Genomic DNA, 13,659 nt, shown 5'->3' on the forward strand with positions numbered 1-13,659 from the left:
AGGCCGATGCGGGACGTCTGCCGGCAAACCCGCCGGCGCGCCGGACGACTGCATCACATCGGCGGCATCGCCCGGGGCAGATCGACCCAGGCAAACCCCATCCGGATCCGATCGGCGGGGTGCGGGAAAGTTTTTGGGCTCCGCGCGGTTTGCGTAGGACAGCCAGGGGACCGGATGGACGCCCGCAGCCCGACGACGTCGCCGAAGTCGCAGGACCATCCGGCGGAGCTGACCCTGCGCGGCATCGCCCTCGGCGCGGCCATCACGGTCGTCTTCATGGCGGCCAACCTCTATATGGGGTTGAAGACCGGGATGACGTTCTCGTCGTCAATCCCGGCCGCGATGATCTCGATGGGCGCGTTCCGGCTGATGGGCGGCGCCGGCATCCTCGAGAACAACATCGTGCAGACGCAGGCCTCGGCCGCCGGCACGCTGTGCAACGTCATCCTGGCGCTGCCCGGCCTCGTCCTCGTCGGACATTGGCACGGCTTCCCGTTCTGGCAGACCACCGCGGTGTGCCTGCTCGGCGGCCTGCTCGGCGTGGCGTTTTCCATCCCCCTCCGCCGCGCCCTCGTGGCGGGCAGCGACCTGCCCTACCCGGAGGGGATCGCCGCCGCCGAGGTGCTCCGGACCGGCCAGGAGGAGGAGGGCGGCCATGGCCTGCGCGACCTGCTGGCGGCCGCAGGCGTTGCCGGGACGATCGGGTTCGCCACCACCGGTCTGAAGGTGCTGGGCGACGGCCTCAACGGCGCGATCAGCTTCGGCGGGGCGGCGTTCCGCACCGGCACGGGCTTCTCGCTGGCGCTGGTCGGCGTCGGCTACCTTGTGGGCATCGGCGCCTGCCTCGCGCTCCTCACCGGCGTCGTGATCGCCTGGGGGATCGCGGTGCCGGTGCTGACCGCCCTGTCGCCCGATCCGTCCAATTCCGCGGGGGCGGCGGCCGAAGCCGTGTGGTCCGATCAGGTGCGGCTCATGGGGGCCGGCATCATCGCGGTGGGCGGCCTGTGGACGGTGGGATCGCTCGCCAAGCCGATCCTGGGCAGCATCCGCGCGGCGCTCTCCGGCGCCGGCGGCCTCGGCAAGGACCATCCCCGCGAGGAGCGCGACCTGCCGATCACCTGGGTCGCGGCCGGGACGCTGGCGCTGGGGGTGCCGCTGGCGGGCCTGTTCTGGTTCTTCGCCAAGCCCGCCGATCTCGGCGGCCTGCTGATCGTGCTGGCACTCGCCGCGACTTTGTTCACGGTGCTGTTCGGCTTCCTGATGGCGGCCGCCTGCGGCTACCTCGCCGGGCTCCTCGGCTCCTCGTCGAGCCCGATCTCCGGGATCGGGATCCTGACCACGATGGCGACTGCACTCTTGCTGCCGCTGATCCTCGGCCATTCCGCGGGGCCTGAAGGCGACCGGTTCGTCACCGGCATGACGCTGCTCCTGACCTCCGTCATCGTCACCACCTCCTCGATCGCCAACGACAACCTGCAGGACCTGAAGACCGGGCAGGTGCTCGGCGCCACGCCCTGGCACCAGCAGGTCGCGCTGATCCTGGGCGTCGGGATCGGGGCCGTGGTTATCGCCCCGATCCTGGCGCTGCTCTACGAGGCCTACGGCTTCGTCGGCGCGCCTCTGCGCGAGGGTCAGGATGCGGCGAGCGCCATGCCGGCGCCCCAGGCCGCCCTGATGACCCAGATCGCCAGCGGCATCGTCCACAGCGCGTTGCCCTGGCGCATGGTGCTGATCGGCGCCGGGCTCGGGGCGGTGCTGGTCGCCGCCGAGACGTGGCTGAAGCGGCGCGACATGACCTTCCCGGCCCTGACGGTCGGGATCGGCATGTACCTGCCGCTCTCCGTGGAGATGACGATCGCCATCGGCGGCGTGCTCGGCTGGGTGGCCGAGCGCCGGCTGCGCGCCCGGGTGCAGGCCCGGGACGTCGATCGGGCGGTCGGCGCCGCCCGGCGCCGCGGCGTCCTCCTGGCCTCGGGCTTCCTGGTGGGGGAGAGCTGCGTCGGCGTTCTGCTCGCCGGCGCCGATCTCCTGGCCGGGCACAGCGCGGCGCTCGCCATCGCCGGCAAGGATTTCGCGCCCTACGCGACCGGGCTCGGCCTCGCGGTCTTCCTGGGCGCCCTCGTGGTCTACCTGCGGCTGGTCTCGACCCCCGGCCGTCCTCAGCCCGGGACGTGAGCATGGACGCGCCCCGGGACCCGAAATTTCCCTTGAGCGCCGGCATCCTGTTCGGGCTCGGGCTCGGCGGTTTCTTCGACGGGATCGTGCTGCATCAGGTCCTGCAATGGCACCACATGGTGAGCAGCTGGTATCCGATCGACTCCCTCGCGAATTTGGAACTCAACACCCTGTGGGACGGGATCTTCCACAGCACGACCTACGTCTTCGTCGTCCTCGGGCTGTTCATCCTCTGGCGCACGGCGCATCGCGGCCATCTGTCCTGGTCGAGCAAGCTGCTCGCCGGGTCCCTGCTGATCGGCTGGGGCCTGTTCAATACGGTCGAGGGCCTGATCGACCACGAGATTCTGGGCGTCCACCACGTCAACGAGCCGATGCCGCGGGACCAGTGGATCTACTGGGATCTCGGCTTCCTGCTCTGGGGCGCCGCCATGCTGGTCGGCGGCTGGCTGCTGGTCCGGTCCGGCCGGGCGGACCAAGCCGCCGCGCGGAGCCCGGCGTGAGGTCGGGCGCGGGCCTGCGGCCTGTCCTGCCCTGGCTGGTCCTGGCGGCCGGGCTGATCTGCGCCACCCTTCCGGCCTGGCGGCCGCTGATCTTCGGCACCGCCCTGACGCTCGACGATCTCCTCAGCCTGCGCTGCCGGCCCTGGTGACGGGTGCCTCCGCCTGCCCGGCGAGGCCGTATTGGGCCGCGAAGGCCTCGGCGCTCATCGGCCGGCCGAACAGGTAGCCCTGCGCCTCCTGGCAGCCCTTGGAGAGCAGGCGGCGCCGCTGCTCCTGCGTCTCGACGCCCTCCGCGATCACCGTCAGGCCGAACCTGCGGCTGAGGTCGATCACCGCCCGCACGATGGCGGCGTCCCGGCGATCCACGCACAGGCCGTTCACGAAGCCCCGGTCGATCTTCAGCCGCGTCAGGGGGAAGTTCTTGAGCAGGCTGAGCGAGGCGTAGCCCGTGCCGTAATCGTCGAAGGCGATGCCGACCCCCATGGCCCGCAACGCCTGGAGGGCGGCATCCACCTGCGGATCGTGGCGCAGGATGATGGTCTCGGTGATCTCCAGCTCCAGCGCCTCCGGCGGCAGCCCGGTCTCGGCGAGGGACGCGGCGACCCGGGCGGCGAGATCCCCGCCGCGGAACTGCGCGGCGAACAGGTTCACGCCGATCCGGAACGGGTGCAGGCCGCCGGCCCGCCACGCCTCGGCCTGGACGCAGGCCGTGCGCAGGACCCAGTCGCCGATCCGGGCCGCGTCGGGGCTGTTGTCGAGCACGTCCAGGAACGCGGCCGGCGGCAGCAGCCCATGCTCGGGATGCTGCCAGCGGATCAGCGCCTCGGCGCCCATGAGCGCGCCGTCGGAGAGGCGCACCTGCGGCTGGTAGTGGAGGACGAACTCGTCCCGCAGGACCGCGCGGCGCAGCCCTTCGCGGCAGGCCCGCGTGCGCTGGATCGCCGCGCGCAGCTCGGGGGTGAACAGGCGGTGCTGTCCTCGCCCGCGGGCCTTGGCGTCGTAGAGGGCGGCGTCCGCGCAGGCCAGGAACTCGCTCCCCTCGGTCGCGTGCGCCGGGCTGAGCGCGATGCCGGCGCTGGCCCCGAGATGCATGACCAGCCCGTCGACGCTGTAGGGCTCGGCCAGGGCGCGCAGGGCCGCCTCGGCCGCCGCGACCGCCACGAGCGGGTCGCCGACGCCGGGCAGCACGATGGCGAACTCGTCGCCCCCGAGCCGGGCGGCGGTCCCGTCGGGACCCGCGCAGGCGCGCAGGCGCGCGGCCGTCACCTTGAGCACCGCGTCGCCCACGGCGTGGCCGTGCGCGTCGTTGACCTCCTTGAAGCCGTCGAGATCGAACATCAGCACGGCCGCCGGCTCGGCCTGCGCCAGGGCGGCCTCGATCCGGCCGCGGAGCACCAGCCGGTTGGGAAGCTCGGTCAGCGGGTCGAGATGGGCAAGGCGGAACAGCCGCTCCTCGATGGCCCAGCGCTGGCTGACGTCGCGCATGATCGCGCCGTGGGTCGGGACGCCGTTCTCGCGCCACGTGGACAGGGACAGTTCCACCGGGAACTCCCGGCCATCGCGATGCTCGGCGGTCAGCTCGACGGTGCGCCCGGTCAGGTGCTCCGCCGATCCCTGGGCGAGCCGGCGCAGCAGGCCTTCGCTGCCCCCGGCCATCCGGTCGGGGATCAGCCGGGCGATGGACCGCCCCAGGACCTCCGCACCCGTATGCCCGAACATGTGCTCGGCCCCCGCGCTCCAGAAGCTCACCAGGCCCTGCGCGTCTGTGCAGACGATGGCGTCGGGAGAGGTGTCGGCGATGTGCTCGAACCGGGTCTGGGTGGCACGCCGGCCGGCCTCGGCGCGGCGCAGCTCCAGCCGGTCGATGACGAGGCGGGCGAGGTCGGCGAGGATCTGCCGGTCCTGGTCGGTGAAGGCGTCGCGCGGCTCGGGCCCGAGGAGGCAGAGCGTGCCGATGGCGTGCCCCGCGCGGGTGCGGAGCGGAGCGCCGGCATAGAAGCGGATGAAGGGCGGCCCGGAGACGAGGGGATTGTCGCAAAAGCGCGGGTCCCGGGTCGCGTCGCGCACGACGAGGAGGGTGTCCTGCGCGATCGTCCGGTTGCAGAAGGCGATGTCGCGGGCGGTCTCGCACAGGTCGAGCCCGACCTTGGCGTTGAAGATCTGCCGGTCGCGATCGACGAAGGAAACGAACGCGGTCGGCGCGCCGAGCAGGCGCGCGGCGAGCTCGACGATATGCGTGAGCGCGACGTCGGGTTCGGCATCGGACATGTCGAGTTCGGCCAACGCCTGCAGGCGGGCCGCCTCGTCGACGTTCAGCGGCGGGGTCGACATGCAGCGCCTCCCTCACGGGCCTGACAGGCGGAACGGGTGCGTGCGGGCTCGCGGGGCCGGCCGGCCGGGTGGTCCGGTCCGGGCGCCTGGGCGCGTCGGCCTCGAAGGCAATCCTGAAACATCCGAGGGCACATGGGGCGAAATGACGCGTAAATAGTGTGGCTGACCGACAATTATGCGTCGGTCCAGTTTCCCTTAGATTTATCGCGGCAACTTACTGAAAAGCTAACCGCCTGCTCTGAGTCAGAAGCCGAACAAACTGATCGACATCACATCTTCGCTGCCGACGGCGCCGCGGCCCCTCACGCTCGCGCCGCGTCCTCGCCCTCGCCGAGCAGCGTCCGGGTGAAGCGCCGGGTCCGCGGGTCGGCCGGCCGGCCGAAGAGATCGGCGGGCGATCCCCGTTCCACGATCGTGCCGGCCTCCAGGAACACCACCGTGTCGGCCACGCGGCGCGCGAGGCGCAGGTCGTGGGTCGCCATCAGCATGGTCATGCCCTCGCCCGCGAGGCCGGCCAGCACGTCCACCACCTCGGCGGCGAGTTCCGGGTCGAGGGCCGAGGTCGGCTCGTCGCAGAGGAGCAGGCGCGGGGACGGCGCGAGCGCCCGGGCGATCGCCACCCGCTGCTGCTGTCCGCCCGACAGGCTGGCGGGCCAGTCCGCCGCCTTGTGGGCGAGGCCGACGCGCTCCAGCAGATCCAGCGCCCGGGCCCGGGCCTTGGCCTGCGGCCATCGGGCCACGGTGACGAGCCCCTCCATGACGTTCTCGATCACGGTGCGGTGGGGGAAGAGCTGGAAGTTCTGGAACACCATGCCGGTCTGGCGCCGCACGGCCAGCACCACCCGCCGGGCCGGCGGGTGTCCGGGCCGGAAGGCGAGGCGGAGGTCGCCGAGGGTGAGCGTGCCGCCTTGCGGGATCTCCAGCAGGTTCGCGCAGCGCAGGAGCGTCGATTTGCCCGAGCCGGAAGGGCCGATCAGCGCCGTCACCTGCCCCTCTGGAATGGCGAGATCGACGCCGCGCAGGACCGGGTTGGCGCCAAAACCTTTCTCGATGGCCGACAGGGCGATCACGCGCGCGCCTCCAGATAGCCACCGTAGCGCCCGAGGCGCCGTTCCAGCAGCGCCTGGAATCCGGACAGGAGCGTGGACAGGACGAGGTAGATCAGGGCGGCCTCGGTGTAGAGGATCAGCGGCTCGTAGGTGACCGCGACGATGCGCTGGGCCGCCTGGAACAGCTCGGGCACCGTGATGGCGGCGGCGAGCGAGGTGTCCTTCACGAGGGCGATGAAGGTGTTGGCGAGCGAGGGCACCGCCACCCGCGCCGCCTGCGGCAGGATCGTGCGGCGCAGGGCCTGTGCCGGTGTCATGCCGATCGCGTAGGACGCCTCCCACTGGCCCTTCGGGATCGACGCGATGGCGGCCCGGATGATCTCGGACGTGTAGGCGCCGACGTTCAGCGTGAACCCGATCACCGCGGCCGGGAAGGCGTCGATCAGGATCCCGGCGCTCGGCAGGCCGTAGAAGATCACGAAGAGCTGCACCAGGAGCGGGGTGCCGCGGAAGATCCACACGTAGAGCCACGCCAGCGCCGCCAGGGGGCGGGGCGCGAACAGGCGCACGAGGGCCGTCCCGAGCCCGAGGGCGAGCCCCAGCGCGAAGGCGATCAGCGTCAGCGGAACGGTGAAGCGCAAGCCCGCGACGAGCAACGGCCCGAGCGACTGAAGCATGAGGTCGAGCCAGTGCGGCACGGGGCGGCGTCTCCTTTCGAGGGCCGGGGTTGCACAGAGTTGGCGGTGTGAGAGCCTCCCACACGCGCTACGTCACACGTCGATTTTGGAAAAGGGGCCGGATCCGCGCGTCTCCCTCCCCCTTTGCGGGGGAGGGGAAGCCTTGGGGACGCTCTCGTCCTTTCCCGCAACGGAGACGCGAGAATGCAACCCGCACAGGAGAGGGGGCTCTCGTGCCTCGCGATCAGTGGCGGTCCGAACCGGCGGCACGCAGACGCAACCAGAGCGGCGTCGTGGCCCCTCGGACGATTACTTCGACACGTCGGCCCCGAAATACGTCTGCGCGATCGCCGCGTAGCTGCCATCGGCCTTGATGTCCGCGAGCGCCTTGTCGAGGGCGGCCTTCAGCGCGGGGTTGTTCTTGCGCAGGATGATCCCGGACGCCTCCGCGTCGGCCTGCTCGGCGGCGATCTTCACCGGGGCGTTCGGCTTCTGCTTGCGGAAGTCGAGGAACGACAGGTTATCGTTGACGGTGGCGTCGGCCCGCCCGGTGATCACCAGCTGGACCGACTGGTCGAACCCGTCGGTGCCGACGAGCTGCGCCCCGGACTGCTCGGCGAGGCGGGCGAAGTTGCTGGTCAGGCTCTGGGCGGCCGTCTTGCCCTTCAGGTCGGCGAAGGACGTGATGTCGGTCCGGTCGGCCTTCGTGACCAGCACCGCCCGGGAGCGGATATACGGCTCCGAGAAGTCGAACTTCGCCTGCCGCTCCTTGGTGATGCCGACTTGGTTGATCACCACGTCGTAGCGCCCACCGTCGAGCCCCGCGATCAGCCCGTCCCACTTGCCTTCGAGAAACTGCGGCGTGACGCCGAGCTTCTCGGCGACCTTGCGGCCGATCTCCACGTCGAACCCGACGAGCGCCCCGGAGGCATCGTGGAACGTGAACGGCGCGTAGGTGCCCTCGGTGCCGATGCGCAGGGTCCTGGCGGCGCGGATCGTGTCGAGGTCGTCGGCCCGGGCGGGGGCGCCCAGGAGGAGGGCCGAGACGGCCAGCACCGCGGCCAGACTGGTCGAGAAAAGTCGCATCCGAAAATACCTCACGCCGATAACAATGTTCTCTGGTGGCCGCCGAAGTCGATCCGGCCCCGCGCACGCATTGCGTCAATGAATCGAGTTGTGCCGTCAAGGCAAGGGGGCGGATCGATCGTGCGAATCCGCCCTCCGTCGCGTCGGTCTACTCCGGCTGGGCCGAAATTGTCCTGGGCTCGGGGCTGAAACTGAGCTGACCATCCTGTCACATCGGCGGTTCCGCCCCGCGCCGATGCCGCACGGCGTTCGTGATAGGAGGCGGGCCGCCCCGATCGTCCGATGATTCGCGGGGCGAAGCCCCTGGCTTCCCGGCAGAAGGATCGCCCATGACCTCGTTGGCCCAGCCCTATCGCGGCGTCTTCCCGGTCGCCCCCACGGTGTTCGACGCCTCCGGCGCCCTCGACCTCGACGGGCAGCGCCGGGCGATCGACTTCATGATCGACGCCGGCAGCACCGGCATCTGCATCCTGGCGAACTTCTCCGAGCAGTTCGTCCTCACCGACGACGAGCGCGAGCGCGTGATGTACGCCGTGCTGGAGCACGTAGCCGGGCGCGTGCCGGTGATCGTCACCACGACGCACTTCGCCACGCAGGTCTGCGCCGAGCGCTCGCGCCGGGCGCAGGACGCCGGGGCCGCCATGGTGATGATCATGCCGCCCTATCACGGTGCCACGATCCGCGTGCCGGAACTCGGCATCTACGAGTTCTTCCGCACGGTCTCGGACGCGATCTCGATCCCGATCATGATCCAGGACGCGCCGGTTTCGGGCACGCCGCTCTCGGCCGCGTTCCTGGCGCGCATGGCGCGGGAGATCGCCAATATCAGCTATTTCAAGATCGAGACCGCCCAGGCTGCCGCGAAGCTGCGCGAGCTGATCGCGCTCGGCGGCGATGCCGTGGTCGGCCCCTGGGACGGCGAGGAGGCGATCACCCTGATGGCCGACCTCGATGCGGGCGCCACCGGGGCGATGACCGGTGGCGCCTATCCCGACGGAATCCGCCAGATCACCGACGCCTACGCGGCCGGCCGCCGGGAGGAGGCGATGGACGCCTACGCGCGCTGGCTGCCGCTGATCAACTACGAGAACCGGCAATGCGGCCTGCTCGCCTGCAAGGCGCTGATGCAGGAGGGCGGGGTGATCGCCCACGAGACCGCGCGCCTGCCGATCCAGCCTCTGCATCCGGCGACCCGGGCCGGCCTGATCGAGCTCGCCCGGCGGAACGACGCGCTGGTGCTGCGCTGGGGGCGGTAGCGTCGGGTGTCGTGCCGGTAAGGCCGCATCCGCCCCTGTGCCGGCCGAGCGCGCCCCGGTCGCGAAAGACATTTTCGGGTCAGCCCATGATAAAGGGGTCGGTCGGAGCAATGCAGGCGAGAAAATTCGCCGTTGTTTGCCGCGCGGGCCTGTTCTTCTTGGATGACCCGATCGCGGATCATCTTGCATTTTTGGAAAGATTCTCTAATTACGACCGTGTGTCTTCTGCGCGAAGTTTCTCATCAGGGTGTGTGATCTGGAGGCGCATCGGAGCGACGGCTGTTCCGGGCCTTGGCATCTGATGAGATCCAGTCGATGTGCGGATGGCGCGAGGCGCAGGCGAGACCGGCTCCTCTTCCTCGTCACGCAGAGAACGGCATGCTCGGATTATTTAAGAATCACGATACCGAAATTTTGGATAACCTCTACCAATATTGTGGTGTTGGATTGTGGGATGCTGAGTTATTTAATGAAGACGGGCTCGATCCGAAGAGTCGCTGGACTTGGTCAAACGAATTCAGGCGATTGCTCGGCTACAAGGACGAGACCGATTTCCCGAATACCTGCCAAGCATGGGCTGACAAAATTCATCCCGACGATGCCGGGCCGACCTTGGCGGTCTTCAAGGCCGCATTGAAATATGAGCCTGGACGGAAATCCGTTTACGATACGGTCTACCGGTTGAAGACGGCCGACGGAAGCTATCGCTGGTTCCGGGCGACCGGCGGTATCGTGCACGATGCCAAGGGGAAGGCGGTCCGGGCCTGCGGCAGCCTCGTGGACATCCACGAGGCCACAGTGAATGCCCGGCGGCTGGAGCAGCAGGCGCAAGCCTTGGTCAGCCTCGCCACCGTCTTCGAAGGCGAGGTCGGCGCCCTGTCGGCGAAGGTGGAGAAGGCGGCCGAAGGGCTCGAGACGACCACCCGCACCCTGACCTCGACCGCCGAACAGGCCTCACGGGAATCCTCCGTCGTCGCACGGACGGCACGGCAGACGGGGGAGAACGTGACGGTCGTGGCTGGATCGGCGGAACAGCTCGGCGCCTCCGTCGGCGAAATCCGGCGGGAACTCGACGCCTGGACGGTCATGTCAAAGGCGGCAGTGGACGAGGCCGCCGAGACCATGAATGTCGTCGATGAGTTGCGCAGCGTCGCGGCCAGTATCGGAGACGTGGTGAGACTGATCGCCGGTCTGGCCGATCAAACCAACTTGCTCGCGCTCAACGCGACGATCGAGGCCGCCAGGGCCGGGGAGGCGGGCCGCGGCTTTGCCGTGGTGGCCACGGAGGTCAAGGAACTGGCAAATCAGACCGCGAAGGCAACCACCGATATCACGCAGAAGGTGGAAGCCATTCGCGAGGCCACCGACAGATCCGCTGTCGCCGTCAGCAGCATCTCGGGCGTTGTCGGGAAGATCGACACGTCCGCCTCGTCCATCACCGAGGCCATCGGCCAGCAGGGGGCGGCAACACAGGAGATCGTCCAGGCCGTCGCCCGTGCAGCCGGCGGCACCACCAGCGTGACGCAGAGCATCGCAACGGTGGCCCAGCTCACCGAAGAGACGGGCGCGTCCGCGACGAAGGTGTTCACCGACACGGCGGACCTGTCCCGGAACGCCACGCTCTTGCATCGCAAGGTGGCGGCCTTTCTCGACGACCTGAAGCGCGTCAGCGCTTAGGCGCGCGCCCGATCGCATCGCCCAGGGTACGCGACAGGCGCGACACCGCCTCCCGGGCCAGGGCCGGGCTGATGGCGAAACAGATCCGCACGAGGCCTTCCCCCTCCGGCCCGAAGGCGGTGCCGGGTGCGACCCCGACCTTGGCGTCCCGCAGCAGGCGGAGCGCGAGGTCGAGGCTCGGCTCGTCCCCGCCCATCCGGGCCATCAGGTAGAAGGCGCCGTCGGGCGGGGCGACCGTGACGCCCGGCAGCCGGGTCAGGCCGTCCACCAGGATCGCCCGCGCCTCGGCGCAGCGGTCGACCATGGTGCGGATGAAGCCGTCGCCCTCGTTCAGCGCCGCGATGCAGGCATGCTGCACGAAGGTCGGGATCGAGGTGGTGCTGTACTGCCCGAGCTTGGCGAAGGTCGGCGCCAGCCCGCGCGGGAAGATCACCCAGCCGGCGCGCCAGCCGGTCATCGCCCAGTTCTTCGAGAAGGTGTTGGTCACGATCAGCCGGTCGTCCGGCTCGCAGATCTGCAGGAAGGACGGGGCGATCCGGTTGCCGTAGGTGAAGTGCGCGTAGACCTCGTCCGAGAGGATCCAGAGGCCGCGGGCGCGGGCGAGGTCGCGCAGGGCCTCCATCTCGGCGCGCGGCATGATCCAGCCCGTCGGGTTCGAGGGCGAGTTGATCATGATCACCCGGGTCCGGGGCGTCAGCGCCGCCTCGATATCGGCGAGCGGCAGGGCGAAGCGCCCGTCCGGCTGCCTCCGATACGGCACCGCCACCGGCACGCCGCCGGCGATGCGCACGGCCTCGCGCAGATTCGGCCAGGCCGGGGAGGGGATGATGATCTCGTCGCCCGGCTCCAGCAGGACCTGGGCGGCCTGCATGATCGCGTTCATGCCGCCAACCGTGACGGCGAACCGGTCCGGCGGGATCTCCACGCCCCAGTGGCGGGCGTGATAGGCGCCGAGCGCCTCGCGCAGGGCCGGCAGGCCCAGCGACGTGGTGTAGCGGGTATGCCCCGCGAGCATCGCCCGGTGCGCCGCCTCGACGATGAAGGGCGGCGTCGGCAGGTCGCCCTCGCCGATCCAGAGCTTCACCACCTCCGGGTCGTCGCGCCCGCGATCCGCCACGAGGCCGATCTGGCTCGTGCCGATGCCGCGGATGCGGTCCGACAGGAGCGCGGCGAGATCGACCGGAGCGGTTTCGGCAGGGAATGCGGCAAGGGACTCGGCCATGGGGCGCGGGGGCTCTCGTGATGTCCGGGCGCGGCCGACGGGGAGTGCGTCGCGGCCCTTTGGCCCGATGCGGCGCCAAGCCGGCAGGTCCCGATCGTGGGGTAGGGGCTGACCCTGACGCGTTCCAGGCCACGCGTCCAGACCTCTCGCGGACCCTGCGTAGCACGTCGACCCGAGGAGACACGCAGAAGTTATCGTCTTTTCAGGAATTTCTGAAATTGCTATATTGCGAGTCGACGTCGGTTGGTTGGAGGCCTGCTGTGCTTGCCTATCTCGATCCCCTCATCCTCGCCCGAGCGCAATTCGGGTTCACGTTGGGGTTCCACATCATCTTCCCCTGTTTCTCGATCGGCCTCGCGAGCTACCTCGCGGTGCTGGAGGGCCTGTGGCTCACCACCGGGCGGCAGGTGTTCATGGACCTGTTCCGGTACTGGCTGAAGATCTTCGCCATCGTCTTCGGCATGGGTGTCGTGTCCGGACTGGTGATGTCCTACCAGTTCGGGACCAACTGGTCGGTCTTCTCCGACAAGACCGGGCCGGTGCTTGGGCCGATGATGGCCTACGAGGTCATGTCGGCCTTCTTCCTGGAGGCCGGGTTCCTCGGTGTGATGCTGTTCGGGATGCGCAAGGTGGGGCCGCGACTCCACTTCGCCGCGACCCTGATGGTGGCGCTCGGCACCTTCTTCTCGGCCTTCTGGATCCTGTCGGTGAACTCGTGGATGCAGACGCCGGCCGGCTACGGGACGAACCCGCAGGGTCAGTTCATCCCGCTGGACTGGTGGGCGGTGGTGTTCAACCCGTCGTTCCCGTTCCGCCTCGTCCACATGGTTCTGGCGGCCTACCTCACCACCGCTCTCGCGGTCGGTGCTGTGGGGGCCTGGCACCTGCTGCGGGATCGGACCAACCCGGCCGCCCGGACGATGTTCTCGATGGCGATGTGGATGCTCGCCTTCGTCGCGCCTGCCCAGATCCTGGCCGGCGATGCGCACGGTCTCAACACCCTGGAGCATCAGCCCGCCAAGGTCATGGCCATGGAGGGGCATTTCCAGAGCCATCCGGACGGCGCGCCGCTCGTGTTGTTCGGCCTGCCCGACCAGGAAGCCGGCACGATCCGCTATGCGCTGGAGATCCCGAAGCTGTCCTCGCTGGTGCTCAAGCACGCCTTCGACGCGCCGCTCGCCGGCCTCGAAACCCTGCCCCGAAAGGACTGGCCGCCGGTGCCGGTCGTGTTCTGGTCGTTCCGCGTGATGGTCGGCCTGGGGATGCTGATGCTCCTGCTGGCTTGCCTGAGCCTATTCGCCCGCTACAAGGGCCGGCTCTACACCTGGGCGCCCTTCCACCGCTTCGCCTTCGCCATGGGGCCCGCCGGCTTCGTGGCGGTGCTGGCCGGCTGGGTCACCACCGAGGTCGGGCGCCAGCCCTACACGGTGTTCGGCCTGCTGCGCACGGAGGACTCCGCCTCGCCGCTCCAGGGGCCTGCCGTGGCCGCCTCGCTCACGGCCTTCGTGGTGATCTACTTCACGGTCTTCGCCATGGGGACGCTCTACATCCTGCGCCTGATGGCCAAGCCGCCGCAGTCCGGCGAGACCGGGATCGAGCCCGGCGCGCCGATCCGGACCGCGGGCATCACGCCCGCCTCCGCCATCGATCCCGACCGCCATCTCCAGCCGACCGCGTGAGGCC

11 protein-coding genes are annotated in these 13,659 nt (G+C 69.7%); 6 read left to right on the forward strand and 5 right to left on the reverse strand.

All coding sequences use genetic code 11. The features are described 5' to 3' along the window. Positions 1-174 precede the first annotated feature (174 nt). Genes FVE89_RS00960 through FVE89_RS30380 form a run of 3 tightly spaced genes read left to right on the forward strand, consistent with a single transcriptional unit; the run spans position 175 to position 2,827 of the window. Entirely contained in the window at positions 175-2,175 is a 2,001-nt protein-coding gene (locus FVE89_RS00960; protein ID WP_160532385.1) for an oligopeptide transporter, OPT family, read from the forward strand. A gap of 2 nt (positions 2,176-2,177) precedes the next feature. Beyond that, positions 2,178-2,678, forward strand: a complete 501-nt coding sequence (locus FVE89_RS00965; RefSeq protein ID WP_160532386.1) for a DUF2243 domain-containing protein — start codon at positions 2,178-2,180, stop codon at positions 2,676-2,678. After that, positions 2,675-2,827 carry a hypothetical protein gene (locus FVE89_RS30380; RefSeq protein ID WP_202130565.1) on the forward strand — a complete coding sequence of 51 codons (153 nt, stop codon included), beginning with the start codon at positions 2,675-2,677 and terminating at the stop codon, positions 2,825-2,827. The genes FVE89_RS00965 and FVE89_RS30380 overlap by 4 nt, the downstream gene beginning before the upstream one ends. Here FVE89_RS30380 and FVE89_RS00970 read toward each other — a convergent pair. The 4 genes from FVE89_RS00970 to FVE89_RS00985 form a co-directional block, all read right to left on the reverse strand. Beyond that, entirely contained in the window at positions 2,802-5,009 is a 2,208-nt protein-coding gene (locus tag FVE89_RS00970) for an EAL domain-containing protein (RefSeq protein ID WP_160532387.1), read from the reverse strand. The genes FVE89_RS30380 and FVE89_RS00970 overlap by 26 nt on opposite strands. A gap of 302 nt (positions 5,010-5,311) precedes the next feature. After that, positions 5,312-6,079: an amino acid ABC transporter ATP-binding protein gene (locus FVE89_RS00975; protein WP_160532388.1), complete on the reverse strand. Its 768-nt coding sequence runs from the start codon at positions 6,077-6,079 to the stop codon at positions 5,312-5,314. Further along, positions 6,076-6,756: an amino acid ABC transporter permease gene (locus FVE89_RS00980; RefSeq protein WP_160532389.1), complete on the reverse strand. Its 681-nt coding sequence runs from the start codon at positions 6,754-6,756 to the stop codon at positions 6,076-6,078. The genes FVE89_RS00975 and FVE89_RS00980 overlap by 4 nt, the downstream gene beginning before the upstream one ends. 288 nt (positions 6,757-7,044) lie before the next feature. Then, positions 7,045-7,821, reverse strand: a complete 777-nt coding sequence (locus tag FVE89_RS00985) for an amino acid ABC transporter substrate-binding protein (RefSeq protein WP_160532390.1) — start codon at positions 7,819-7,821, stop codon at positions 7,045-7,047. Between the two features lie 329 nt (positions 7,822-8,150). Between FVE89_RS00985 and FVE89_RS00990 the strand changes: the two genes are divergently transcribed. Both FVE89_RS00990 and FVE89_RS00995 read left to right on the forward strand, forming a co-directional pair. Continuing rightward, complete coding sequence (locus tag FVE89_RS00990) at positions 8,151-9,077, forward strand: dihydrodipicolinate synthase family protein (protein WP_160532391.1); 927 nt, start codon at positions 8,151-8,153, stop codon at positions 9,075-9,077. A gap of 378 nt (positions 9,078-9,455) precedes the next feature. Next, complete coding sequence (locus FVE89_RS00995) at positions 9,456-10,754, forward strand: methyl-accepting chemotaxis protein (RefSeq protein ID WP_160532392.1); 1,299 nt, start codon at positions 9,456-9,458, stop codon at positions 10,752-10,754. Here the strand turns inward: FVE89_RS00995 and FVE89_RS01000 are convergent. Continuing rightward, positions 10,744-11,976, reverse strand: a complete 1,233-nt coding sequence (locus tag FVE89_RS01000; protein ID WP_160532393.1) for a pyridoxal phosphate-dependent aminotransferase — start codon at positions 11,974-11,976, stop codon at positions 10,744-10,746. The two genes, FVE89_RS00995 and FVE89_RS01000, sit on opposite strands and share 11 nt — an antisense overlap. A 260-nt stretch (positions 11,977-12,236) precedes the next feature. Between FVE89_RS01000 and FVE89_RS01005 the strand changes: the two genes are divergently transcribed. Then, complete coding sequence (locus FVE89_RS01005; RefSeq protein ID WP_160532394.1) at positions 12,237-13,655, forward strand: cytochrome ubiquinol oxidase subunit I; 1,419 nt, start codon at positions 12,237-12,239, stop codon at positions 13,653-13,655. Positions 13,656-13,659 lie beyond the last annotated feature (4 nt).

Source organism: Methylobacterium sp. 2A (assembly GCF_009806555.1).
In the GTDB taxonomy this organism is placed as follows: domain Bacteria; phylum Pseudomonadota; class Alphaproteobacteria; order Rhizobiales; family Beijerinckiaceae; genus Methylobacterium.